Source organism: Streptomyces sp. NBC_00239 (assembly GCF_036194065.1).
Lineage (GTDB): Bacteria > Actinomycetota > Actinomycetes > Streptomycetales > Streptomycetaceae > Streptomyces.
In genome coordinates this window covers 5,788,484-5,812,732 of sequence record NZ_CP108095.1, presented here as the reverse complement: position 1 = coordinate 5,812,732, position 24,249 = coordinate 5,788,484, and the positions used below count along the sequence as shown (strand labels likewise).

At 70.3% G+C, this 24,249-nt stretch carries 20 protein-coding genes; 5 read left to right on the top strand and 15 right to left on the bottom strand.

The window, feature by feature from the left end:
- Positions 1–82 precede the first annotated feature (82 nt).
- From qcrB to ctaE, 4 genes are all read right to left on the bottom strand, one after another.
- On the bottom strand, positions 83–1,711 hold the full coding sequence (gene qcrB / locus OG764_RS25535) for a cytochrome bc1 complex cytochrome b subunit (RefSeq protein ID WP_328970759.1): 1,629 nt from the start codon (positions 1,709–1,711) through the stop codon (positions 83–85).
- Entirely contained in the window at positions 1,708–2,766 is a 1,059-nt protein-coding gene (gene qcrA, locus OG764_RS25530; protein ID WP_328970758.1) for a cytochrome bc1 complex Rieske iron-sulfur subunit, read from the bottom strand. Before qcrA ends, qcrB begins: the two co-directional genes overlap by 4 nt.
- Positions 2,763–3,572, bottom strand: coding sequence for a cytochrome bc1 complex diheme cytochrome c subunit (gene qcrC, locus OG764_RS25525; RefSeq protein ID WP_328970757.1), 810 nt, complete (start codon positions 3,570–3,572; stop codon positions 2,763–2,765). The genes qcrA and qcrC overlap by 4 nt, the downstream gene beginning before the upstream one ends.
- A gap of 78 nt (positions 3,573–3,650) precedes the next feature.
- Positions 3,651–4,271 (bottom strand): aa3-type cytochrome oxidase subunit III, encoded by a 621-nt coding sequence (gene ctaE / locus OG764_RS25520; RefSeq protein ID WP_328970756.1) that lies wholly within the window; start codon positions 4,269–4,271, stop codon positions 3,651–3,653.
- A 191-nt stretch (positions 4,272–4,462) separates the two neighbouring features.
- Here ctaE and OG764_RS25515 point away from each other — a divergent pair, with 191 nt between their 5' ends.
- The gene (locus OG764_RS25515) at positions 4,463–4,864 is read left to right on the top strand and encodes a hypothetical protein (protein WP_328970755.1); all 402 of its coding nucleotides are present in this window, start codon (positions 4,463–4,465) and stop codon (positions 4,862–4,864) included.
- A gap of 70 nt (positions 4,865–4,934) precedes the next feature.
- On the opposite strand, the gene OG764_RS25510 is transcribed toward OG764_RS25515, so the two are convergent.
- From OG764_RS25510 to ctaC, 4 genes are all read right to left on the bottom strand, one after another.
- On the bottom strand, positions 4,935–6,188 hold the full coding sequence (locus OG764_RS25510; RefSeq protein ID WP_328970754.1) for a L,D-transpeptidase: 1,254 nt from the start codon (positions 6,186–6,188) through the stop codon (positions 4,935–4,937).
- A gap of 138 nt (positions 6,189–6,326) precedes the next feature.
- The gene (locus tag OG764_RS25505) at positions 6,327–6,725 is read right to left on the bottom strand and encodes a cytochrome c oxidase subunit 4 (RefSeq protein WP_328970753.1); all 399 of its coding nucleotides are present in this window, start codon (positions 6,723–6,725) and stop codon (positions 6,327–6,329) included.
- Positions 6,722–8,458 carry an aa3-type cytochrome oxidase subunit I gene (gene ctaD / locus OG764_RS25500; RefSeq protein WP_328970752.1) on the bottom strand — a complete coding sequence of 579 codons (1,737 nt, stop codon included), beginning with the start codon at positions 8,456–8,458 and terminating at the stop codon, positions 6,722–6,724. Before ctaD ends, OG764_RS25505 begins: the two co-directional genes overlap by 4 nt.
- Entirely contained in the window at positions 8,455–9,507 is a 1,053-nt protein-coding gene (gene ctaC / locus OG764_RS25495) for an aa3-type cytochrome oxidase subunit II (RefSeq protein WP_328970751.1), read from the bottom strand. Before ctaC ends, ctaD begins: the two co-directional genes overlap by 4 nt.
- Positions 9,508–9,790: 283 nt before the next feature.
- On the opposite strand from ctaC, the gene OG764_RS25490 reads away from it, so the two are divergent.
- Positions 9,791–11,176, top strand: coding sequence for a cysteine desulfurase/sulfurtransferase TusA family protein (locus OG764_RS25490; protein WP_328970750.1), 1,386 nt, complete (start codon positions 9,791–9,793; stop codon positions 11,174–11,176).
- Positions 11,177–11,267: 91 nt separating this feature from the next.
- Here OG764_RS25490 and OG764_RS25485 read toward each other — a convergent pair whose 3' ends face one another.
- Positions 11,268–12,245: a carbohydrate kinase family protein gene (locus OG764_RS25485; protein WP_328970749.1), complete on the bottom strand. Its 978-nt coding sequence runs from the start codon at positions 12,243–12,245 to the stop codon at positions 11,268–11,270.
- Between the two features lie 132 nt (positions 12,246–12,377).
- Between OG764_RS25485 and OG764_RS25480 the strand changes: the two genes are divergently transcribed.
- Both OG764_RS25480 and OG764_RS25475 read left to right on the top strand, forming a co-directional pair.
- Positions 12,378–12,593, top strand: coding sequence for a hypothetical protein (locus OG764_RS25480; protein ID WP_328970748.1), 216 nt, complete (start codon positions 12,378–12,380; stop codon positions 12,591–12,593).
- Between the two features lie 104 nt (positions 12,594–12,697).
- Positions 12,698–14,119 carry a hypothetical protein gene (locus OG764_RS25475; protein WP_328970747.1) on the top strand — a complete coding sequence of 474 codons (1,422 nt, stop codon included), beginning with the start codon at positions 12,698–12,700 and terminating at the stop codon, positions 14,117–14,119.
- Positions 14,120–14,228: 109 nt separating this feature from the next.
- Here OG764_RS25475 and OG764_RS25470 read toward each other — a convergent pair whose 3' ends face one another.
- Positions 14,229–14,585, bottom strand: a complete 357-nt coding sequence (locus OG764_RS25470) for an iron-sulfur cluster assembly accessory protein (protein ID WP_328970746.1) — start codon at positions 14,583–14,585, stop codon at positions 14,229–14,231.
- A gap of 297 nt (positions 14,586–14,882) precedes the next feature.
- On the opposite strand from OG764_RS25470, the gene nadA reads away from it, so the two are divergent.
- The gene (nadA, locus tag OG764_RS25465) at positions 14,883–16,070 is read left to right on the top strand and encodes a quinolinate synthase NadA (RefSeq protein WP_328970745.1); all 1,188 of its coding nucleotides are present in this window, start codon (positions 14,883–14,885) and stop codon (positions 16,068–16,070) included.
- Between the two features lie 148 nt (positions 16,071–16,218).
- Here the strand turns inward: nadA and OG764_RS25460 are convergent, their stop codons facing one another.
- From OG764_RS25460 to OG764_RS25440, 5 genes are all read right to left on the bottom strand, one after another.
- Positions 16,219–19,362, bottom strand: a complete 3,144-nt coding sequence (locus OG764_RS25460; RefSeq protein ID WP_328970744.1) for an efflux RND transporter permease subunit — start codon at positions 19,360–19,362, stop codon at positions 16,219–16,221.
- 155 nt (positions 19,363–19,517) lie between these two features.
- Entirely contained in the window at positions 19,518–20,225 is a 708-nt protein-coding gene (locus tag OG764_RS25455) for a response regulator transcription factor (RefSeq protein ID WP_328970743.1), read from the bottom strand.
- Positions 20,222–21,457 (bottom strand): sensor histidine kinase, encoded by a 1,236-nt coding sequence (locus OG764_RS25450; protein WP_443056041.1) that lies wholly within the window; start codon positions 21,455–21,457, stop codon positions 20,222–20,224. Before OG764_RS25450 ends, OG764_RS25455 begins: the two co-directional genes overlap by 4 nt.
- Before the next feature lie 131 nt (positions 21,458–21,588).
- Positions 21,589–22,311, bottom strand: a complete 723-nt coding sequence (locus OG764_RS25445) for a hypothetical protein (RefSeq protein WP_328973164.1) — start codon at positions 22,309–22,311, stop codon at positions 21,589–21,591.
- On the bottom strand, positions 22,311–23,999 hold the full coding sequence (locus OG764_RS25440; RefSeq protein WP_328973163.1) for a phosphatidylglycerol lysyltransferase domain-containing protein: 1,689 nt from the start codon (positions 23,997–23,999) through the stop codon (positions 22,311–22,313). The genes OG764_RS25445 and OG764_RS25440 overlap by 1 nt, the downstream gene beginning before the upstream one ends.
- Between the last annotated feature and the right edge of the window lie 250 nt (positions 24,000–24,249).

Genomic DNA, 24,249 nt, shown 5'->3' with positions numbered 1-24,249 from the left:
ACGCTGGACGGGGCTCTCACCGTGGCGATCAGTTTTCAGCCAGACCGTTCACACGGCCCGGCCGGTTTCAGCCGTTCGGGGATCAGTGGTGGCCGTGGCCGCTCTGGATCTCCTTGTATTCCTCGGCCGAGGCCTTCGGAATCTGGTTGTCCTGCCCGTAGTAGCCCTTGCTGAGCTTCACGCGGAGCTTCTCCATGAGCTTCACCTTGCGCTCGACACCGTTCTCGTCGACCGTCGGGCCGATCTCGGCGGGCTTGTACTGCTCGTGCGAGGTGAGGGTGTGGAGCTGGCCCGGCGACAGCGGCTCGTGGACCTCGACGAACTCACCGTGCGGCAGGCGCTTGATGATGCCGGTCTCGCGACCGTGCAGCACCTTGTCGCGGTCCCGGCGCTGGAGGCCCAGGCAGATCCGCTTGGTGATGATGAAGGCGATGACCGGGCCGACGAAGAAGCCGATCCGCGCGAACCACGTGATCGAGTTGATCGACAGGTGGAAGTACTGCGCGAACATGTCGTTGCCACCCGCGATGAGCAGGATGACGTACCAGGTCAGCCACGCCACACCGAAGCCGGTACGGGTCGGGGCGTTGCGCGGGCGGTCCAGGATGTGGTGCTCGCGCTTGTCGCCGGTGACCCAGGACTCGATGAACGGGTAGACGGCGATCGCGGCCAGCACCAGCGGGAAGATCACCAGCGGGATGAACACGCCCAGGACGAGCGTGTGGCCCCAGAGGTTGATCTCCCAGCCCGGCATCGCACGGATCAGGCCCTCGGAGAAGCCCATGTACCAGTCGGGCTGCGCACCGGTGGACACGTGGTCCGGGATGTACGGGCCGAGCGCCCAGATCGGGTTGATCGAGGCGATCGCCGCGACGACCGAGATGACACCGAAGACCAGGAAGAAGAAGCCTCCGGCCTTGGCCATGTAGACCGGCAGCAGCGGCATGCCGACGACGTTGTTGTTCGTCCGGCCGGGACCCGCGAACTGCGTGTGCTTGTGGTAGAAGACCAGGATCAGGTGCGCCACCAGCAGGCCGAGCATGATGCCCGGCAGCAGCAGGATGTGGATCGAGTAGAACCGGGCCACGAAGTCGTGGCCGGGGAACTCGCCGCCGAAGAGGAACATCGACAGGTACGTGCCCACGATCGGCACGGACAGGATCGCGCCCTCCATGAAGCGGACACCGGTGCCCGAGAGCAGGTCGTCCGGCAGGGAGTAACCGGTGAAGCCGGTGAACATGCCGAGGACCAGCAGCAGGAAGCCGAAGACCCAGTTGACCTCGCGCGGCTTGCGGAACGCGCCGGTGAAGAACACGCGCATCATGTGCACGAGCATCGCGGCGACGAAGATCAGCGCCGCCCAGTGGTGGATCTGCCGGATGAGCAGACCGCCGCGGACGTCGAAGCTGATGTCCAGGGTCGAGGCGTACGCCTCGGACATCCGGACGCCCTGCATCGGCACGTACGAGCCGTGGTACACGACCTCGTTCATGCTCGGGTGGAAGAACAGCGTCAGGTACACACCCGTGAGGATGATGATGATGAAGCTGTAGAGGCAGATCTCACCCAGCATGAAGGACCAGTGGTCCGGGAAGATCTTGCGCATGTTCGACTTGGCGAGGCTGTAGATGCCCAGGCGGCCGTCCGCCCAGTCGGCTACGCGCTCGCCCGCCGGCGCTTTGCGCTTGTCGGTGGCAGTGGCAGTGCTCATCCGCGCTCCCAGAAGGCAGGACCGACGGGCTCTTCGAAGTCGCCGAGCGCCTCGAGGAAGCCTTCGTCATTCACGCCGATCCGCAGCTGCGGGAGGGCGTGACCGGCCGGGCCGAAGATGACGCGGGCGCCGTCGGAGAGGTCGAAAGTGGACTGGTGGCACGGGCAGAGCACGTGGTGGGTCTGCTGCTCGTACAGGCTGATCGGGCAGCCGACGTGGGTGCAGATCTTCGAGTAGGCCACGATGCCGTCGTGGGACCACTCGAGTTCCTGCTTGTCCTTGATGTTCTCCGGCTGGATACGGACGATCATCAGGGCAGCCTTGGCGATCTGCTGCATGTAGTCGTGCTGGTCCTCTTCCAGGCCCTCGGGCATGGCGAAGGTCAGCGAACCGACGGCGACGTCCTCGGGACGCAGCGGCTCCATCGTGTTCTGGTTGATGAGCAGCTTGCCCTTGGCCCAGATCGTCTTGCGGAGCTTGTCCTCGGGCAGCGGGCCCAGGTCGCGCAGCAGGACGACGCCGGAGAGCGGCACCATGGCCATCGCGCCGATCATCGTGTTGCGGATCAGCTTGCGGCGGCCGATGGCGGACTCGCGCGCGCCGTCGGCGAAGTCCGCGAGGACCTTCGCCTTGACCTCGGGCGCGGCCTCGATCGGGTGGCGCTCGTCGGCGACCTCGACGTCGGACATCAGGGTGCGGGCCCAGTGGACCGCGCCCGCGCCGATGCAGAAGAGGGCGACGCCGAGGGTCAGGCCCAGGGCGAAGTTCAGACCGCTCACGTGGCCGAAGGGCCAGATGAAGACGATCTTGTCGACCGGGATGGCCACGTAGGCGGCGATGAAGCCGATCGTGGCCAGCATCGACAGGGTGAAGAGCAGTGCGACCGTGCGCTCGGAGCGCCGGGCCGCAGCCTCGTCGATGTCCTGGATGCGCGGCTTGTGGGCCGGCAGACCGGGGTCGGCGAACGGGTCGTCCGCCACCGCCACACCACCGTGGTGCGCGTCGCCCTGCTCGCTCGGCAGGTGCTTGTCTTCGGGAATGTCTTGGCTACTCATGACTTCTTGGCCTTAGCGGTGTGGGCCGCGACCCAGACGGCGACAGCGATGAGCGTTCCCAGACCGAAGATCCAGCCGAACAGGCCTTCGCTGACGGGGCCGAGGCCGCCCAGCTTGAGCCCGCCGGGGCTCTCCGACTTGTCGCCGTTGACGGTCTGGAGGTACGCGATGATGTCCTTCTTCTCCTTCTCCGGCATGGTGCTGTCCGGGAAGGAGGGCATGTTCTGCGGGCCGGTGAGCATGGCCTCGTAGATGTGCTTCGGCTCGACACCCTCAAGGTTGGGGGCGTACTTGCCGTGCGTCAGCGCGCCGCCCTCACCGGTGAAGTTGTGGCACTGCGCGCAGTTGTTGCGGAAGAGCACACCACCGCGGGCGATGTCCGCGCCGGCCGGGTCGTACTGCTTCTCGGTCGGCGTGATCGGGCCGGCTCCGAGGGAGCTGATGAACGCGGCGAGCTGGTCGATCTGCGCCTGGGTGTAGATGGCCTTCTTCTTCGGCACCTGGGCGCCGGGCTGCTGGGCGGGCATACGGCCCGTGCTCACCTGGAAGTCGACGGCGGCAGAACCGACGCCCACCAGGCTCGGGCCGTCAGTGGAACCCTGACCCCCGGCTCCGTGGCAGCTTGCGCAGCCCACGGCGTAGAGCTTCTGGCCCTCCTCGATGGCGAGGGACTGGGCGGTTTCGTCGGCCTGCGCCCTGCCCGCAGGCGCGAACGCGGCGTACAGCCCCCCAGTGGCCGCCAGCGCGAGGAGTAGAACGACGACCGCCGCCAGCGGATGGCGTCGTCGTGCGGAGAGCTTTTTCACGGATTACCCCGGTGTCAGGATTTTCTGCGTCGGTGCTTGCTGGATGGTTGCCGGGGCTTGGGCCCGGCGACGTGATCGCTACTTGATCAGGTAGATCGTGGCGAAGAGGCCGATCCAGACGACATCGACGAAGTGCCAGTAGTAGGACACGACGATGGCCGAGGTGGCCTGTTCGTGGGTGAACCTCTTGGCCGCGTACGTCCGGCCCAGGACCAGCAGGAAGGCGATGAGACCGCCCGTCACGTGCAGACCGTGGAATCCGGTGGTCAGGTAGAAGACCGAGCCGTACGCGTCAGACGAGAGCGAGAGGCCCTCGTGCTTGACCAGCTCGGTGTATTCGAACACCTGGCCGCCAATGAAGATCGCACCCATCACGAAGGTGATCACGAACCAGGTGCGGAGCTTCTTCACGTCACCGCGCTCGGCGGCGAAGACGCCGAGCTGGCAGGTGAGCGAGGAGAGCACCAGGATCGTGGTGTTCGTCGCCGAGAACGGGAGGTTGAGAAGGTCCGCCTTCTCAGTCCAGAACTCGGTGCCCGTCACCGATCGCAGGGTGAAGTACATCGCGAAAAGGGCCGCGAAGAACATCAGCTCGGAACTCAACCAGATGATGGTTCCGACGCTGACGAGGTTCGGCCTGTTGACCGTCGGGTGCGCGTGCCCGGTATCTACTGTCGTTGCTGTCGCCACGACCGACATTATGTCGGTCGCTTATCCCGCCCTCACCCCGGGGGGTGCCGTTCGGAGTGTCAGGGGGGTCTGCAAGGCCCGAACGGCCCATCAAACGGTCCTCGTCGGGCCGTCCGAACCGATGCTGACAGGACGTCGGGAGGAGTACGATCCCGCGCATCATCACTATCACTGTGATTCCTGTGACGCGTGGAGGAACGATGCGGGCGACTGCGAGGGTTCTGGTCTACAGCGACGACGCCAACACCAGGGAGCAGGTGCGGCTGGCGTCCGGACAGCGGCCTGCCGCGGACGTTCCGCCGGTGGAGTTCCTTGAGTGCGCCACGCTGCCCGCCGTGTTGGCGGCCCTGGAAGAGGGCGGCATCGACGTGTGCGTGCTGGACGGGGAGACCGTCCCGGCTGGCGGGATGGGCGTCTGCCGCCAGATCAAGGACGAGATCTTCCGGTGTCCGCCGGTGCTGTTGCTGATCGGGCGTCCGCAGGACGCCTGGCTGGCCACCTGGAGCCGCGCGGACCGCGCGGTCACCCTTCCGGTGGACCCGGTGGAGTTCGCGGACGCCCTGGCGGGGCTTCTGCGGGCCCGGCTGGCCGTGACGCGGTAGTTGGATCACCAAGGAGGCGTTCAGGGCCCCACGGGGCTCTGAACGCCTCCTGACGTGTGCGTGACGTGCGCTAGACCTGCGGGCGAAGCCTGGCCGTGTCGACGGGGGTGCGGCCGTCCTGGGTGCCGGAGAGCAGGGCGCTGCCCTCGCGCCACTTCTTCCAGGGCACGTTCCAGTCACCGAAGCCGTTCCCGAACGGGTCCATGTCCTCGCCGTAGCTGTTGACGACGCGGACGATGTCGCCCTCGGTGATGTTCTCGTAGAACCAGGCGGCGTTGCCGGTGCTCATGCCGGTGCAGCCGTGGCTGACGTTCTCGTAGCCCTGGGAGCCCACGGACCACGGCGCGGCGTGCACGTATTCACCACTCCAGGTGACGCGCGTCGCGTAGTAGACGGGCAGGTTGTAGTACTCGCTGCTGCCCTGCGAGATGCCGACCGTGTCGCCGCGCATCTGGACGTAGTACTGCTTGCCGAGCACGACCTTGTAGCCGTTGCGGGTGGAGAAGCCGGGCTTGCCGGTGGTCACCGGAATGGTGTTGATCACTTCGCCGTTCCGGCGGAACGTCAGGGAGTGCGAGGAGGCGTCGGTGACGACCTCCACCCGGTCGCCGATCTCCAGCTTCAGGGCCTTGCCGGCGGCTCCGTAGAGGCCGGGGGCGACCTTGATGCCCTCCAGGTTGCTCTCCACCGAGACCGTGGAGTGGGCGGCCCAGTAGTCCTTCGGCCGGTAGTGGAGCTTCTTGTCGTCGACCCAGTACCAGGCGCCGTCCGCGCGGGGGGTGGAGCGCACCACCAGGGCCCGCTCGACGACCGCCCGGGCCGCCTTGTCCTTGACCGGCTCGCTGAGGTCGGCGGTGATGGGCTGGCCGACCCCGTACTTGCCCGCGTCCGGGCCGAATTCGACCTTGAGGACCTTCTGGGCGGGGGTCGTGTCGAACGACAGCGTGCGCTGCCCCGGGGAGCCGTCCGCGTCCTCGGTGCCGACGACGACGGTGTAGCGGACGCCGGCCGCCAGCGGCACGGTGCTGTGCCAGCGGTCGCCGTCGGCGGAGAGTTCGCCGGCGAGGCGGCGGCCGTGCGTGTCGACGGCGGTGACGTCGGTGATCCGGCCGTCCTTGCCCTTGGCGGTCACCTCCAGCGGCCGGTCGGGGTCGACGGGGCGGCCGCCGTCGCGCTGGTTGAAGGTGACCTGGTCAGCCGCGTCGTAGGGGCGGTCGGCCAGCGGGTCGTCGCCTCCGGACCCGCACGCCGTGGCGCCGGCTCCGAGGGACGCGACCAGCATCGAGCAGCTGATGACGGTCCAAAGACGCGGTGAGTGGCTCATGAGCACACGCTATGAAGATATGCCCGTAACGGCGCGCCGGATGACTGCAAACGAGGGGCCCGGACTCCTCCTGACGAGGTGTCCGGGCCCCACGTGTGGTGCGGTGTGCCGTCCGGCCTGGGCCGTACGGCTCAGGTGCTACTGGTTCTGGTTCTCACCGCGGTAGTACTCGTACACCCAGCCCCACAGACCCACGAGGATCAGCGGCGCGGAGAAGTACAGCAGCCACCAGCCGAAGATGACGCCGCAGAACGCGAACGCGCCACCGACGGCCAGGGACAGCGGCTGCCAGCTGTGCGGGGAGAAGAACCCCAGCTCGCCGGCCTCGTCCGCGACGTCGGCCTCCAGGTTGTCCTGGGCCATGGCGTCCACGCGCTTGGCGGTGAAGGCCAGGTAGTAGCCGATCATGACGCTCAGCCCGAAGGCGAGGAAGAGCGCCGTGGTGCCCGCCGGCTCCTTGGACCACACGCCATACACGATGGCCATGATCAGGATGAACAGCGAGAGCCAGAGGAACATCTTGCCCTGGACCTTCACTTGCCGGCCTCCTTGTCACCGGTGACGGCCTTGGCCGGCTCGCCGTGGTTCTCGAGGTGGTCGAGAGCGGCGATCTCCGGGTGGTGCAGGTCGAACGCCGGGGATTCGGAACGGATCCGGGGCAGCGTGAGGAAGTTGTGCCGCGGCGGCGGGCAGGACGTCGCCCATTCGAGCGAACGGCCGTAGCCCCACGGGTCGTCGACCTCGATCTTCTTGCCGTACTTGGCGGTCTTCCAGACGTTGTACATGAACGGAAGCATCGACAGGCCGAGCAGGAAGGAGCTGATCGTCGAGATCGTGTTCAGCGCGGTGAAGCCGTCGGCGTCGAGGTAGTCGGCGTAACGGCGCGCCATGCCCTCGGCACCCAGCCAGTGCTGCACCAGGAAGGTGCCGTGGAAGCCCACGAACAGGGTCCAGAAGGTGATCTTGCCCAGGCGCTCGTCCAGCATCTTGCCCGTGAACTTCGGCCACCAGAAGTGGAAGCCGGAGAACATCGCGAAGACCACGGTGCCGAAGATGACGTAGTGGAAGTGCGCGACGACGAAGTACGAGTCGGAGACGTGGAAGTCCATCGGGGGCGAGGCCAGGATGACGCCGGTCAGACCACCGAAGGTGAAGGTGATCAGGAAGCCGACGGCCCAGAGCATCGGGGTCTCGAAGGACAGCGAGCCCTTCCACATGGTGCCGATCCAGTTGAAGAACTTCACACCGGTCGGTACCGCGATCAGGAAGGTCATGAAGGAGAAGAAGGGCAGCAGCACACCGCCGGTGACGTACATGTGGTGCGCCCACACCGTCACGGAGAGGCCGGCGATCGCGATCGTCGCACCGATCAGGCCGATGTAACCGAACATCGGCTTGCGGGAGAAGACCGGGATGACCTCGGAAATGATGCCGAAGAACGGTAGCGCGATGATGTACACCTCTGGGTGTCCGAAGAACCAGAAGAGGTGTTGCCACAGCAGCGCTCCGCCGTTCGCGGAGTCGAACACGTGCGCACCGAACTTGCGGTCCGCCTCCAGCGCGAAGAGCGCCGCGGCGAGCACCGGGAAGGCGAGCAGGACCAGCACACCGGTCAGCAGCACGTTCCAGGTGAAGATCGGCATGCGGAACATCGTCATGCCGGGCGCGCGCATGCAGATGATCGTGGTGATGAAGTTGACCGAGCCGAGGATCGTGCCGAAGCCGGAGAAGGCCAGACCCATGATCCACATGTCGGCGCCGATGCCCGGCGAGCGGACGGCGTCCGACAGCGGGGAGTAGGCGAACCAGCCGAAGTCGGCGGCACCCTGCGGGGTGACGAAGCCGGCCACCGCGATGGAGGAGCCGAAGAGGTACAGCCAGTACGCGAACATGTTCAGCCGCGGGAACGCCACGTCGGGCGCGCCGATCTGCAGCGGCATGATCCAGTTCGCGAATCCGGCGAACAGCGGCGTCGCGAACATCAGCAGCATGATCGTGCCGTGCATCGTGAACGCCTGGTTGAACTGCTCGTTCGACATGATCTGCGTGCCCGGACGGGCCAGCTCGGCGCGCATGAAGAGCGCCATGATCCCGCCGATGATGAAGAACACGAACGACGTGACCAGGTACATCGTGCCGATGGTCTTGTGGTCGGTGGTGGTAAGCCACTTCACGACCACGTTGCCCGGCTGCTTGCGCCGTACCGGCAGCTCGTTCTCGTACGAGGCGTCAGCTGCCGCGGCACCCTGAGGTTCGTTGAGGATGCTCACAGTTTGTTCGTCTCCGAGTTCCGGGCCGGGTCGGTCTGCTTGATACCGGCCGGGAGGTAACCGGTCTGCCCCTTCTCGGCCAGCTCCTTGAGGTGCGCCTGGTAGCGCTCCGGGGAGACGACCTTCACGTTGAAGAGCATCCGGGAGTGGTCGACGCCGCAGAGCTCGGCGCACTTGCCCATGAAGGTGCCCTCACGGGTGGGGGTCACCTCGAAGACATTGGTGTGGCCGGGGATGACGTCCTGCTTGAACAGGAAGGGAACCACCCAGAAGGAGTGGATGACGTCGTTCGACGACAGGATGAAGCGGACCTTCTCGCCCTTCGGCAGCCACAGGGTCGGGCCCGGGTTGCCGGTCTGCGGGTTCCGGTCACCGGGGACGCCCTTGGTGTAGACGCCTTCGGCGCCCGCGGGGAAGTCCTTGGTGTACTTGTCCGGGATCGAGGAGAGCTCCTTGGGAACCCGGGGAGCCTTCTTGGCCTCGCCCTTCGCCCCGTGGGCCTTGCCGTCCTCGGCATGACCCGCTTCTTCCTCGGCCACCAGGGGAAGCTTCGGAGTGGCGAGGTCGCCGTCGACGTTCTCGATGTAGTTGAAGCCCCAGCTCCACTGGAAGCCGACCACGTTGATCGTGTGCTTCGGCTTCTCGGAGAGGGCGAGCAGCTTCGACTCGTCACGCGCGGTGAAGTAGAAGAGCACCGAGACGATGATGAGCGGGACCACGGTGTACAGCGCCTCGATGGGCATGTTGTACCGGGTCTGCGGAGGAACCTCCACCTTGCTGCGGCTGCGCCGGTGGAAGATGACGCTCCACAGGATCAGGCCCCAGACCAGGATGCCCGTAATGAGTGCAGCCGCCCAGGAGCCCTGCCACAGGGAGAGGATGCGCGGCGCCTCCTCGGTGACCGGAGTGGGCATTCCGAGGCGGGGAAAGTCTTTCCAGGTATACGAGCAACCAGTGGCGGTCGCCAGGACCACACCCGCAGTCAGCGCCTGCAGCAGCTTCCGCCGCATCGGGCGCCGCGGCGAGCGGTCGGAGCCGTAGGGACTCACGTAGCGCCTTCCCGAGAGTCTCGGCCCGCGCGGCCGGCTGCGGCCGTCTCTCGGGTCGGTCGCCGGCCCTGACACGGGCAGGGGTTTGGATGTTTATGCGGACCAAACCCTACTGGACGCTATTTGGGGTCGCGCGGGGAGGGTGCCCAACGCGCCGCGACAGCCCCCGAAGGGATGGTTCCTTCTTCCGGGGGATGCCTCCAACAGCCCCGACCGGCAGGCCGGTAGGGCCATCTGACGGCCCCTGACCTGAGGAGCTTCGGCGGCGGGTTAGCGTGCCCGTATGCCGTACTTCGACTCCGCTTCCTCCGCTCCGCTGCACCCCGTGGCCCGTCAGGCCCTCGTGGCGGCGCTCGACGAGGGCTGGGCGGACCCGGCCCGCCTGTACCGGGAGGGGCGCCGGGCCAGGCTGTTGCTCGACGCGGCGCGCGAGGCCGCGGCGGAGGTGGTGGGATGCCGCCCCGACGAGCTCGTGTTCACTCCTTCGGGGACGCGCGCAGTTCACACGGGCATGGCGGGAACCCTCGCAGGACGTCGGCGCGTCGGCGGGCATCTGGTCGTATCGGCGGTGGAGCACTCTTCCGTACTCCATGCGGCCCAGACCCACGAGGCGGAGGGCGGGAGCGTCACCGAAGTGCCGGTGGAACGTACGGGCGCCGTCGCCGTGGACTCCTTCGCCGCCGCGCTGCGCCCGGACACGGCGCTGGCCTGCCTGCAGTCGGCCAACCACGAGGTGGGCACGGAGCAGCCGGTGGCCGGGGCCGCGGAGGTGTGCCGGGCGGCGGGCGTGCCGCTGCTGGTGGACGCGGCGCAGTCGCTGCCGTGGGGTCCGGTGCCTGAGGGCTGGTCGCTGCTGGCCGCGAGCGCGCACAAATGGGGCGGTCCGGCCGGAGTCGGACTGCTCGCGGTCCGCAAGGGGGTCCGCTTCGCGCCCCAAGGGGCCGTGGACGAAAGGGAGTCGGGGCGTTCGGCCGGCTTCGAGAACATCCCGGCGATCGTCGCGGCCGCCGCCTCGCTGCGGGCGGTACGGGCGGAGGCCGAGGAGGAGGGCCGGCGGCTGCGGGTCCTGGTGGACCGGATCCGGCGCCGGGTGGCCCGGCTGGTGCCGGACGTGGAGGTGGTGGGCGACGCCGAGCGGCGGCTGCCGCACCTGGTCACCTTCTCCTGTCTCTATGTCGACGGGGAGGTCCTGCTGCACGAGCTGGACCGGGCGGGCTTCTCCGTCTCGTCGGGCTCCTCGTGCACCAGCTCGACGCTGACCCCGAGCCACGTGCTGAGCGCGATGGGGGTGCTGTCCGAGGGGAACGTGCGGGTCTCGCTGCCGCCGGGGACGACCGCGGCGGACGTCAACCGCTTCCTCGACGTGCTGCCGGCGGCGGTGGCCGGGGTCCGGGAGCGGCTCGGCGTGCCGTCGGCGGGGGCCGCGGACACCGTCCCGGTGTCGGACGCGCTGGTCGTGGACGCCCTGGGGATGCGCTGCCCGCAGCCGGTGATCGAGCTGGCGAAGACGATCGGCGGCGTGCCGGTGGGCGGCACCGTCACCGTCCTGTCGGACGACGAGGTGGCGCGGCTGGACATCCCGGCGTGGTGCGCGATGCGGGGCCAGGAGTACCTGGGCGAGTCCCCCGCGGCCGGGGGCGTGGCCTACCGGGTGCGCCGCCTGGTGTGACCCTGCGGGGCCGCGCTCAAACGCGGCGCAGGCTGGGATGTCCAGCCTCGCCGGCGTTTGAGGCGCGGGGTCCGGGGCGGCGCCCCCGGGATCAGACGGCGAAGTGGGCCTGGACCTCGGCGGCGGCCTCGTCCCCGTAGGCCTTGGTGAAGCGCTCCATGAAGTGCGCCCGGGCCAGGGTGTACTCCTGGGTGCCCAGGGTCTCGATGACCAGGGTGGCCAGCATGCAGCCGACCTGCGCGGCCCGCTCCAGGCCGACGCCCCAGCCGAGGCCGGTCAGGAAGCCGGCGCGGAAGGCGTCGCCGACACCGGTCGGGTCGACCTTGGCGGTCTCCTCCGGGCAGCCGACGGTGATCGGCTCGTGGCCGGCGCGCTCGATCTTGACGCCCTGCGAGCCGAGGGTGGTGACCCGGGTGCCGACCTTGGCGAGGATCTCCGCGTCGGTCCAGCCGGACTTCGACTCGATCAGGCCCTTCTCGTACTCGTTGGAGAAGAGGAAGGTGGCGCCCTCCATGAGGGTGCGGATGTTCTCGCCGTCCATACGGGCGATCTGCTGCGAGAAGTCCGCGGCGAAGGGGATGCCGCGGGTACGGCACTCCTCCGTGTGGCGGAGCATCGCCTCGGGGTCGTCGGCGCCGATCAGCACCAGGTCGAGGCCGCCGACCCGGTCGGCGACCGACTTCAGCTCGATCAGCCGGGCCTCGCTCATGGCGCCGGTGTAGAAGGAGCCGATCTGGTTGTGGTCGACGTCCGTGGTGCACACGAAGCGCGCGGTGTGCAGGACCTCGGAGATGCGGACGGAGTCGGTGTCGACGCCGTGCCGGTCGAGCCAGGCGCGGTACTCGTCGAAGTCGGATCCCGCGGCGCCGACGAGGATCGGGCGGGCGCCCAGCTGCCCCATCCCGAAGCAGATGTTCGGTCCGACACCGCCCCGCCGGACGTCGAGGTTGTCGACGAGGAAGGAGAGGGAGACCGTGTGCAGCTGATCGGCGACCAGCTGGTCGGCGAATCGGCCGGGGAAGGTCATGAGGTGGTCGGTGGCGATGGAGCCGGTGACAGCGATACGCACGGCGTGGATGCTCCTGCGTCGGGCGGAAGGGGACAGTCAAAGCTACCCGCTCGGAACTGCGTTCGTGGACGGTGCGAAACTACCCCGTAGTAGCTCTTTCTTCGCATAGAGCGACATGCTTACGGTGCCCGCATGAGGACATACCCCGACTCCGCCACGTCCACCGCCGACCGGACGGCCGAATCCGGTCTCGCGCAGCTGCTCGGCGACTGCGCGCGGATGGCCCCGCACTGGGCGGTGCCCGCCGGGCCGGCGCCCGTCCGGGTGGCGCCCTCCCAGATCCACGGGATCAGCGTCCCGCCCTCCTCGGCCCGGCTGATCGCCGGCACGGCCGCGTACGGGGACTGACCCGCCGCCCGGGCCCCGGCCGACCCCCGCCCGGCCCCATCGCGGGAACCGGATGGCGTCCGGGTCCGTCCCACCGGCACCAAGGACGGCGAAGGAGCGATGCGGTGACCGGTGAACGCACCACCTCACGGAAACGGCGGCCCTCCCTGACCGTCGCCTCGATCGCGGCCGCCGTGCTGCTCGCGGGCGGCGGTACGGCGTACTGGGCGACCACGGCCTACGGCGGCCAGAGCGCCGCTCCGGCGGCCGCGCGGACGCCCGCCCCGGGGCCCACCACTCCCCCGCCGGGCATCGCGCCCGGCGAGCCGGACCCGGGCGGCGGCGGGGTCGCCTACCGGGCCGCGGTGGCACTGCCGCAGGGGCCGGGATCGGCGCCCGACTACCGGTTCGCCGCGGAGGTGACCGGGGCCGAGGTGGCCCGGCTGGCCGCCGCCCTCGGCATCGACGGCGCGCCCCGGCTGTCCGGCGGCATGTGGCGGGCCGGGGTCTTCAAGGACCCGTCCGGCCCCCGCCTCCAGGTGAACCGGGAGGCCCCGGGCGCCTGGACGTACACGCGCTACCAGGCGGGCGGCGGGGACGACTGCGCACGCGGCAAGGACACCTGCGGACCCGTGGCGCCCCAGGAGGGCGGCGCCGACCCGGGCTCCGGCGCACCGGTGGGCGAGGCGGCGGCCAAGGCGGCCGCGCAGCCGGTGCTGAAGGCGGCCGGCCTGAGCGGCGCGAAGCTCGACGCCTCGCTGGTGGCGGGCGCCGTACGGGTGGTGGCCGCGGATCCGGTGGTCGGCGGACTGCCCACCCACAACTGGCAGACCAAGGTGCAGATCGGGCCGGACGGGCAGGTGGTCGGCGGCAGCGGCGAGCTGGCGGCGCCGGTCCGCGGGCCCGTCCGCGACGTGCTGACGGCGGAGCAGGCGCTGGAGCGGCTGAACGCGGCCGCGCCCAGGCCCCGGATCGGCGGCTGCGCCACCCCGGTGCCGGACCGCGCGGGCATCACCGACGAGGGCGCGGCGCGGGACATCGCGCCGGACGCGGCGCAGGACACCCCGCAGGTGCCGTGCCTGCCCGACGGCACCGGCCCGGCGGAGCCCACGCGGACCGAGAAGGTCACGGGGGCCGTGCTGGGGCTCACCCCGGGCACCGAGGGCGGGGTCCGGCAGCTGGTGCCGGCGTGGCTGTTCTCGGTGGCGGGCCAGGACGGCGGGCCGGGGCACGTCGTGGCCCAGCCGGCCGCGGCGGACGGGCCGCGGACCCCGCCGGAGACCCGTACCGTGCCCGGCTTCTCGTACGCGGAGAACGGCCGGAAGCTGACGGTGAACTTCTGGGGCGGGGTGTGCAGCACCTACGCACTGGAGGTGCGGGAGCACCCGCGGACGGTGGCGGTGCGGGTGATCGACACCCCGACCGACCCGGACCGGGCCTGCATCCTGATCGCCAAGGAAATGACCCTGACGGCGACGCTGGACGAGCCGCTCGGCACCCGCCGGGTCGTCGACGCCACGACGGGCGAGGCGCTGCCCCGGCAGTAGGGGCGGCCTCGCCCGCGGGGACGTCGGGTACGTCGGAGGGGCGGTGCCGGAAATCGGCACCGCCCCTCCGGCGTGCGTGCGGAGCGGCCCCGCGCGGGGGCCGGTCCGACTAGCTGAACGAGTCGCCGCAGGCGCAGGAGCCGGTGGCGTTCGGGTTGTCGATCGTGAAGCCCTGCTTCTCGATGGTGTCGACGAAGTCGATGGAGGCGCCGCCCAGGTACGGGGCGCTCATGCGGTCGGTGACGACCTTGACGCCGTCGAAGTCCTTCAGGACGTCGCCGTCGAGCGAGCGCTCGTCGAAGAAGAGCTGGTAGCGCAGGCCGGAGCAGCCGCCGGGCTGAACGGCGACGCGCAGCGCCAGGTCTTCCCGGCCTTCCTGCTCCAGCAGCGCCTTGACCTTGGCCGCAGCGGCGTCGGACAGGAGGATGCCGTCGGTCACAGTGGTCTTGTCGTCCTGAACGGACATCTGCATTCACTCCCGAAGTGGGCGGCTCCCCGGCGGGGGAGGAAACGTCGGACTCTTGCCGTCGGTGGCAACCGACGGGGCCGCGGATTCATTCCGGGCCTGACGCATGTCTCAGACATTCATGCTCGCACACCGGGGCACAGGGGTGGACCCCCTCGCGGGCCGGACCCGAATTCGTCACATCGACACTATCGGCATCGTCAAAGTGACGTGAAGCAGTTATGATAGATAACGTCAACTAGACGAGAAGTCGTGTAGTCGCTGATTGCAGACTTGCCAGTCGCAGAAACAGAAAGGGTGCGTGTCGTGACCACCGCCCAGCCTTTGGACGTCCAGCCGACGCCCCTTGCCCTGCTGCTGCTCGGCCGCGAGGCCGACCCCAAGAGCGAGCGCGGCGTCGAGTGCCCGGGCGACCTGCCCTCGCCGTCCGACCCGGACCTCGTGGCGCGCGCCCGCGCCGCCAAGGAGAAGCTCGGGGACAAGGTCTTCATCCTCGGCCACCACTACCAGCGTGACGAGGTCATCGAGTTCGCGGACGTGACCGGCGACTCCTTCAAGCTGGCCAAGGACGCGGCCGCCAAGCCGGAGGCCGAGTACATCGTCTTCTGCGGCGTGCACTTCATGGCCGAGTCGGCGGACATCCTCACCACCGACGACCAGAAGGTGGTCCTGCCGGACCTGGCCGCGGGCTGCTCGATGGCCGACATGGCCACCGCCGAGCAGGTCGCCGAGTGCTGGGACGTGCTCACCGAGGCGGGTGTGGCGGGTGTCACCGTCCCCGTCTCGTACATGAACTCCTCCGCCGACATCAAGGCCTTCACCGGCAAGCACGGCGGCACGATCTGCACGTCGTCCAACGCGAAGAAGGCCCTGGACTGGGCCTTCGAGCAGGGCGAGAAGATCCTCTTCCTGCCGGACCAGCACCTGGGCCGCAACACCGCCGTCCGCGACATGGGCATGTCCCTGGACGACTGCGTGCTCTACAACCCGCACAAGCCCAACGGCGGTCTGACCGCCGAGGAGCTGCGCGCGGCGAAGATGATCCTGTGGCGCGGCCACTGCTCGGTGCACGGCCGGTTCTCGGTCGACTCGGTCAACGACGTGCGGGCCCGCATCCCCGGGGTGAACGTCCTCGTGCACCCGGAGTGCAAGCACGAGGTCGTCGCGGCCGCGGACTACGTCGGCTCGACGGAGTACATCATCAAGATGCTGGAGGCGGCCCCGGCCGGCTCCAAGTGGGCCATCGGCACGGAGCTGAACCTGGTCCAGCGTCTGGCGAACCGTTTCGCCGCCGAGGACAAGGAAGTCGTCTTCCTCGACAAGACGGTCTGCTTCTGCTCCACGATGAACCGCATCGACCTCCCGCACCTGGTGTGGACGCTGGAGTCGCTGGCCGAGGGCAACCTCGTCAACCAGATCCAGGTCGACAAGGAGACGGAGAGCTTCGCGAAGCTCGCGCTGGAGCGGATGCTCGCCCTCCCGTAACCCGCGCACGGCCCCGTCCCCGTACGGGCCCCGTCCGCGTACGCGGGCGGCACCGCGCACACGCAACGCCCGAAGGGGCGCCCCTCCGGTGAGGGGCGCCCCTTCGGCGTGTCCGGGCCCGCTGCCGCCGGACCCGGACCCGGACCCGTCAGACCTTGGCCGAAGCCTCGTCGTCGTCCGGCGCCGCCTGCGCCGGGACCACCGCGAGGCGGGTGGCCCGCTTCGCGGCGCGCCTGGCCGCCCGGCGCTCCTTGCGGAGCTCGACCATCGCGTAGAGCGTCGGCACCAGCAGCAGCGTCAGCAGGGTCGAGGTGACCAGGCCGCCGATCACCACGATCGCGAGCGGCTTGGAGATGAAGCCGCCCTCGCCGGTGACGCCGAGCGCCATCGGCAGCAGCGCGAAGATCGTCGCCAGTGCCGTCATCAGGATCGGGCGCAGCCGGTGCCGGCCGCCCTCGACGACCGCTTCCACCACGCCCAGGCCCTGGGCCCGGTACTGGTTGATCAGGTCGATCAGCACGATGGCGTTGGTGACCACGATGCCGATGAGCATCAGCATGCCGATCATCGCCGGGACGCCCATCGGGGTGCCGGTGACGAGCAGCAGGCCGATGGCGCCGGTGGCCGCGAACGGGATCGACACCAGCAGGATCAGCGGCTGGACCAGGCTGCGGAAGGTCGCGACCAGCAGCATGAAGACGATCGCGATGGCCGCGAACATGGCCAGGAACAGCGAGGCGAAGGCCTCGTCCTGGTCCTCCGAGACGCCGCCGAGGGAGGCCGTGGCGCCCTCGGGCAGGTCCAGGGCCTTCAGCTTCGTCTGCAGCGCCGAGCTGACGGCGCCGGTGTTCTCGCCGTCGGGCTTCGCCGAGATGGTGGCGGCGCGGTTGCCGTCGATCCGGGTCATCGCGACCGGGCCGGGGACGAGTTCGACCCGGGCGAGGTCGCCGAGCTTCGCGGGGCCGACCGGCAGCGCCCGCAGCTCGGCGAGGGTCCGCGCCGGGTGCGTGGAGGTGATGACGATGTCCCGCTCGGTGTCGTCGAGGACCGCCTTGCCGACGGTCGTGCCGCGCACCGCCTGGGCGACGATCCGGCCCAGCGCGGCCTGGTTCAGGCCCGCGTCCGCCGCCTTGGGGCCGGCGCTCACGGAGATCCGGGGCACCGACTGGGAAAGGTCGCTCTGGACGTCGCTGACGTCGTCGAGACCGGCCACCATGTCCCGTACCTGCTGGGCCGCCTGCTTGAGCACGGCCGCGTCGCCGGCCTTGACCACGACCTTCAGGTCCTGGTTGGCGAAGCCGTCGCCGGCGGCGATGGTCGTCTCGCCGATGCCGTCGAGGCCGGCCAGGGACTTCGCGATGCTGTCCCGGGTCCGCTCGTACGAGGAGGAGTCCTCCAGCGTCACGTTGTACTGGGCCTGGTTGGAGTCCGTGCCGCCGCCGAAGGCCGCGAGGAAGCCGGCGGAGCCGACCCGTACCTGGTACGTCTTGACGCCGTCGGTCTCGGCGAGGACCTGCTCGACCTTGCGGGCCGCCGCGTCGGACGCGGACAGGCTGGTGCCTGCCGGGAGTTCCTGCTTGACCGTCAGGATGTCCTGCTCGCCCTGGTCGAAGAAGTTGGTCTTGAGCAGCGGGGCCATGGCGAAGGTGGCGACGAGCACCACGAGGGCGATGGCGACGCTGGTCAGCCGGCGCCGGGTGGCGAAGCGCAGCACCGGCACGTAGCCGCGCTGGAGGCGGCTGCGGGCCTCCTTCTCCTCGGCGGCCCGGCGGGCCTCGGCCGCGCTCTCGGCGTCGGCCGGGTCGATGCCCTTCGGGGCCCGCAGGAACCAGAACGACAGGACCGGGACGACGGTCAGCGAGACCAGCAGCGAGGCGAGCAGGGCCGCGGTGACGGTCAGCGAGAACGAGCCGAAGAGCTCGCCGATCATGCCGCCGACCAGGCCGATCGGCAGGAAGACGGCGACGGTGGTGAGGGTGGAGGAGGTGACCGCGCCGGCGACCTCCTTGACCGCGGTGATGATCGCGGACTCGCGCTCCTCGCCGTAGCCGAGGTGGCGCTTGATGTTCTCCAGGACCACGATCGAGTCGTCGACGACCCGGCCGATGGCGATGGTCAGGGCGCCCAGCGTGAGCATGTTGAGCGACAGGTCGCGGGTCCACAGCACGATCAGCGCGAGCACGACCGAGAGCGGGATGGAGACCGCGGTGACCAGGGTCGAGCGCAGCGAGGCGAGGAAGACCAGGATCACGATCACGGCGAAGGCCAGGCCGAGCATGCCTTCGGTGGTGAGGCTGGAGATCGATTTGGCGACGGCCGGGCCCTGGTCGCTGACGACGGTCAGGGCGGCGCCGGCGCCGAGGTCGGCGCGCAGCTCGGGGAGCTTGTCCTTGACGGCGTCGGAGATGGCGACGGCGCTGCCGTCCTTGTCCATCGTGATGACGAGGGCGAGGCTGGGCTTGCCGTCGGTACGGGTGATGGCGTCGGCGGGGGCGGGCCGCTGGGCGACCTCGGCGACGTCGCCGAGGCGGACGGCGGGCTTGCCGCGGCCGACGGGCACCCGCAGGTCTTCGAGCTGGGCGAGCGAGGTGAAGCCGGTGCCGACGCGGACGGTGCGGTTCTTGCCCTCCTCGTCGAAGGCGCCGGCCGGGACGGTGGCGCCACCGGCCTGGAGGGCCTGGCCGAGGGCCTCGGTGTCGAGTCCGGCCCGGGCGAGCCTGGCGTCGTCGGGGGTGACGGTGACGAGCAGGTCGCGGACGCCGTCGATGCTGACCAGGCCGACGCCGTCGATGTCCTCCAGGACCGGGACGACGGTGCGTTCCAGCTGGTCGGCGAGTGCCTGCTGGTCCTTGCCGGAGCTGGCGGCGAGGATCACCGTCGGGATGTCGTCGGTGGAGCCGGCCACGACCTGCGGGTCGACGTCGGCGGGGAGTTGGACGCGGGCCCGGTTGACGGCCTGCTGGACGTCGGCGACGAGCTGCTTGGTGCCGGAGTCGCCGTAGTCGAAGGTCGCCATGATCAGGGCGTTGCCCTCGCTGGCGGTGGAGGTGACCCCCGTGATGCCGTCGACGGCCTTGATGGTGGCTTCGAGCGGTTCGACGACCTGCTTTTCGACCACGTCGGGCGAGGCGCCCTGGTAGGGCGCGATGACGGAGACGACGGGCAGCTCGATGGACGGCAGCAACTGCTGCTTGAGCTGCGGTATCGCGATGGCGCCGAACACGAGCGCGACGATCGAGACGAGTCCGATCAAGGCACGTTGTGCGAGGCTGAAGCGGGACAGCCAGGACATGGGCGGTGATCTCTCTGCTGTGAGACTGGGGGCCGCCCCGGTGGTGAGACCGGGGGTAACCCCACCCTGTCGGACCCCGGTGTCCGCCGCCTCGCCCGCAGGTCCCTTCCTTTACCGCCCGCATACAGCGATCGGAGTACGCGGGGGGCCGCGGACTACTGCGCCCGCTCGCCGCGCGGGCGCACCAGGCCCGATTCGTAGGCGATGACCACCAGTTGGGCGCGGTCGCGGGCCGAGAGCTTGGCCATGGCCCGGTTCACGTGGGTCTTGACGGTGAGCGGGCTGACCTCCAGCCGCTCGGCGATCTCGTCGTTGGACAGGCCCGCGGCCACGTGGACGAGGACCTCGCGTTCGCGGACGGTGAGCGCGGCGAGGCGTTCGGCGTGGCCGGCGGCGGCCGGGGCGGGTCCGGGGCCGCCGCTCTGGGCGAGGAACGAGGCGATCAGCCCTTTGGTGGCGGCCGGGGAGAGCAGGGCGTCGCCGGCTGCGGCGATGCGGATGGCGCCGAGCAGGTCCTCGGGTTCGGCGCCCTTGCCGAGGAAGCCGGAGGCGCCCGCGCGCAGCGCCTGGACCACGTACTCGTCGACTTCGAAGGTCGTGAGCATCACGACGCGGACGTGGGCGAGGTCGGGGTCGGCGCTGATCATGCGGGTGGCGGCGAGGCCGTCGGTGCCGGGCATCCGGATGTCCATGAGGACGATGTCCGCGCGGTGTTCGCGGGCGAGTTCGACGGCCTGGGCGCCGTCGGAGGCCTCGCCGACGACCTCCATGTCCGGCTCGGAGTTCACGAGGACCTTGAAGGCGCTGCGCAGCAGGGCCTGGTCGTCGGCGAGCAGCACCCTGATGGGGCGTTCGGTGCTCATGCGTCCTCCCTGACGTTGTCGAGGGGCAGGATCGCATGGACCCGCCAGCCGCCTCCGTAACGGGGTCCGGCCGCGCAGCTGCCGCCGAGCGCCCCGGCCCGTTCGCGCATGCCGAGGAGGCCGTGGCCGCCGCCGGGGTCGGCGGGGGCGGGGACGGCGAGTGCGGTGCCGCCGTCGTCGATGACGGTGACCTCCAGGGCGCGGCCCACCCGTACGACGCTGACCTCGGCGCGGGCGCCGGCGCCGGCGTGCTTGCGGACGTTGGTGAGGGCTTCCTGGATCACCCGGTAGACGGCGAGGTCGGCGGCGGCGGGCAGCGGGGGCTGGCCGGGGTCGCGGGCGACGTCCACGGGGAGGCCGGCGTGCCGGAAGGTGTCGACGAGTTCGTCGAGTACGGCCAGTCCCGGGGCGGGTTCGGTGGGGGCCTCGGGGTCGCCGGACTGGCGGAGCAGGCCGACGGTGGCGCGGAGTTCGCCCAGTGCGGAGCGGCTGGCCTCACGGACGTGGGCGAGGGCTTCCTTGGCCTGGTCGGGCCGCTTGTCCATGACGTGGGCGGCGACGCCGGCCTGGACGTTGACCAGGGCGATGTGGTGGGCGACCACGTCGTGGAGGTCGCGGGCGATGCGCAGGCGCTCCTCGGCGACGCGCCGGCGGGCTTCTTCGTCGCGGGTGCGTTCGGCGCGTTCGGCGCGTTCGCGGATGGCGTCGATGAAGGCGCGGCGGCTGCGGACGGCGTCTCCGGCGGCCGCGGCCATGCCGGTCCAGGCGAAGAGGCCGAGGTTCTCCTGCGCGTACCAGGGCATGGGGCCGGCGAGCATGGCGGCGCCGGTCAGGCCGGTCATGGTGAGCAGGCCGACCCGCCAGGTGGTGGGGCGGTCGGTGCGGGCGGCCACGGTGAACAGGGCGACCACGGCGCACATGGCGACGGGCGCCCGGGGCGGGCCGGCGAGGAGTTCGACCAGGGAGACGGCGCAGCTCGCGGCGAGGACCGTGCGGGGGCGGCAGCGCCGGAACACGAGCACGGCCGCGCCGAGCAGCATCAGCCCGAGGCTGGGCAGGTCGGGGGTGCGGGTGCCGAAGACGGGCCCGTTGGCGCCGTGCGGGTCGGCGAAGGAGCCCATCACCATCGCGGCGAGGACCGCGACGGCGAGCATGGCGTCGGTCGCGAGGGGGTGCGCGCAGAGCCAGTCGCGGATGCGGGCCGTTCGGGTGCCTGGGGGTGTCGCCGTCACGGGGCACCACGGTACGCGGTGGCGGTCGGGCGGTGGCGGGCCGCTGCGCGGGGCCGCTCCCCCACCCGGAACCGGGGCTCCGCCCCGGACCCCGCCGCGCCGGCTCGATGTGGCTGCTGTCCGCCGACCGGCTACGGGGGCAACTCCCAGCCCCGCCGGCGTTTGAGGCGCGGGGCCGGGGGCAGAGCCCCGGAGGCCTGGCGGGGACGCCCGCGGAGCGCCAGGACCCCGCACAGGGCGAGGACCGCGGCGATGGCCGCCAGGTGCTCCTTGCCCGCGAGGTTGTTCTTGACCAGCACTTCGATGACCATCACCAGGACGACCAGGCCGCCGGTCCAGTACGCCCGGTAGCGCCAGCAGACGTACACCGCGAGGCCGACGACCGCGGCGGAGGGGCCGGTGTCGTTGACGAGGCGGTCCGAGTCGGGCAGGCCCAGCGGATGGACGGCGCCCATGCCCAGGCCGACGCGCGCGTACGTGGTGCCCGCGAGGGTGGCGACGTAGCCGATCAGCAGGGTCCGCCACCAGCCGATGCAGATCTCCGCGATGCCGAAGACCAGCAGGATCTGGGCGAGGGCGCCCCAGACCGGCAGGTCCAGGGCGGGCACGAACAGCGACAGCGGAGTGCGCAGGAGGGCCAGCCACAGCGGGTCGGTGGCCCGGACGGAGCCCAGGTTCTGGACGAACTGGAAGCCCCAGGGCTGGTTCTGCACGACCTGGAAGACCGAGGTGAGGGCCACCGCGCCGAGGGTCATGGGGGCGGCCCGCCACCTGCGGCGCACGAGCGCGTCCCGGACCGTCCCGTACAGCGGCCCCCACTCGCGGCGGGCGAAACCTGCGGCCGTGCCACTGATCAACGCTTGGTCTCCAGGTGCTTGCGGTGCAGCCACTTCGGGAGTCCTGGAGCCTCCAGGAAGCCTTCGGCGCGGCCCGCCGCGATGCCGATGCGCAGCAGGTCCGAGCTCTTCTCGAAGAGCATGAACCGCGGTTCCCAGATCGGCCGGTATTTGGCGTTGGCCCGGTAGAGGGATTCGATCTGCCACCAGCGCGAGAAGAAGCTGAGCAGGGAGCGCCACATCCGCAGGACGGGGCCGGCGCCGAGCCGGGAGCCGCGCTCGAAGACGGAGCGGAACATCGCGAAGTTCAGCGAGACCTGGGTGACGCCGATCTCCCGGGAGCGTTCGAGGAGTTCGATGACCATGAACTCCATGAGGCCGTTCTCGGAGTCGCGGTCACGGCGCATCAGGTCCAGGGAGAGGCCCTTGGGTCCCCAGGGGACGAAGGAGAGCACGGCGCGCAGGTCGCCGTTGCCGTCGGTGCACTCCAGCATCACGCACTGGCCGTCGGCGGGGTCGCCCAGCCGGCCCAGCGCCATCGAGAAGCCGCGTTCGGTGGCGCCGTCGCGCCAGTCGTCGGCGCGGCGCAGCAGTTCGTCCATCTCGGCGGCCGGGATGTCGGCGTGGCGGCGGATGCGGACGTCGTATCCGGCCCGCTTGACCCGGTTGTAGGCCTGCCGGACCGTGCGCATGGCGCGGCCTTCGAGGGTGAATTCGGCGGTCTCGACGATGGCCTCGTCGCCGAGTTCGAGCGCGTCCAGGCCGTGCCGGGCGTAGACGGTGCCGGCTTCCTCGCTCGCGCCCATGACGGCGGGGACCCAGCCGTGCACGCGGGCCTCGGCCAGCCAGGGCTCGATGGCGCCGGGCCAGGCCTCGGGGTCGCCGATGGGGTCGCCGGAGGCGAGCGAGACGCCGCCGACCACGCGGTAGGTGACGGCGGCCTTGCCGGTGGGCGACCAGATGACGCTCTTCTCGCGGCGCAGCGCGAAGTAGCCGAGGGAGTCGCGGTCGCCCTGCCGGGCGAGCAGGGCGCGCAGCCGTTCCTCGTCCTCCTCGGTGAGCGGGTCGACGGCCCGGCGGGAGCGGAAGGCGGCGAACAGCACGGCGACGAGGAGCAGCATGGACAGGACGTTGATGGTGACGTCCACCCAGGCGGGGGTGCTGATGCCGCGGTAGGCGGAGTCGTCGGCGGCCAGGGTGACCAGCCGCATGACGCCGTACCGCCAGCGGTCCATGAAGGAGGATCCGGCGCCGTGTGCCTGGTTGGTGAGGCCGACCAGGACGGCGGCGGCCAGCGAGGTGAAGAGCAGGCCGAACACGCCGACTGCGGCGGCGAGCTTGGGGTTGGAGCGGTCGCCCTTGGCGTAGAACTCGCGGCGGCCCAGCAGCAGGGCGAGGAAGAAGGCGCCGGTCAGGACGAGCGACACCCAGTTCTGCGGGTGCCGGCTGATGTCCTCGTCGCTGAATCCGTAGCCGAGTCCGAGCAGCAGGAGGCCGCTGAGGACCAGGTTGAGGATCCAGGAGGCCCGCTTGCGGCGGCCCATGGTCACGGCGAGCAGAAGCGTGAACATCCCGGAGGCGAAGCCCGCAGTGAGCATGTACGGGGTGTAGAAGTCGTCGATGTTGTGCTGGCGCAGGTCCTGGCCCAGCGACACCCACACGGCGCTCAGGAAGTTGACGAAGGTGACCGCTCGGAGGTACCACACGGCGAAGCCGGCGCTGCGGCGCGACCGGGCGGTGCTGCGGCGGGCGCTCGGGCCGGCGCCGCGGTCGGTGCTCGGGTCGGTGCTGCGGCCGGGGCCGTGGTCGGTACTGCGGCCGGGGGTCTCCCGGCCGCCGCCCCGTCCCGGTTCCCGGCCACTGTCACGGCCGGGTTCGCGGCCTGCTTCTCGACTGGACTCGACGGTAGCCAAACGGACTTCTCCCATAAAAAGCGATGATATGGGGCATCTCAGT

Bases quoted from the DNA above. Each gene is read 5' to 3' on its own strand.
- qcrA (WP_328970758.1), bottom strand. From the start codon at position 2,766: ATGAGTAGCCAAGACATTCCCGAAGACAAGCACCTGCCGAGCGAGCAG.
- OG764_RS25460 (WP_328970744.1), bottom strand. From the start codon at position 19,362: ATGTCCTGGCTGTCCCGCTTCAGCCTCGCACAACGTGCCTTGATCGGA.
- OG764_RS25470 (WP_328970746.1), bottom strand. From the start codon at position 14,585: ATGTCCGTTCAGGACGACAAGACCACTGTGACCGACGGCATCCTCCTG.
- qcrB (WP_328970759.1), bottom strand. From the start codon at position 1,711: ATGAGCACTGCCACTGCCACCGACAAGCGCAAAGCGCCGGCGGGCGAG.
- OG764_RS25510 (WP_328970754.1), bottom strand. From the start codon at position 6,188: ATGAGCCACTCACCGCGTCTTTGGACCGTCATCAGCTGCTCGATGCTG.
- ctaE (WP_328970756.1), bottom strand. From the start codon at position 4,271: ATGTCGGTCGTGGCGACAGCAACGACAGTAGATACCGGGCACGCGCAC.
- OG764_RS25455 (WP_328970743.1), bottom strand. From the start codon at position 20,225: ATGAGCACCGAACGCCCCATCAGGGTGCTGCTCGCCGACGACCAGGCC.
- OG764_RS25515 (WP_328970755.1), top strand. From the start codon at position 4,463: ATGCGGGCGACTGCGAGGGTTCTGGTCTACAGCGACGACGCCAACACC.
- OG764_RS25490 (WP_328970750.1), top strand. From the start codon at position 9,791: ATGCCGTACTTCGACTCCGCTTCCTCCGCTCCGCTGCACCCCGTGGCC.
- OG764_RS25480 (WP_328970748.1), top strand. From the start codon at position 12,378: ATGAGGACATACCCCGACTCCGCCACGTCCACCGCCGACCGGACGGCC.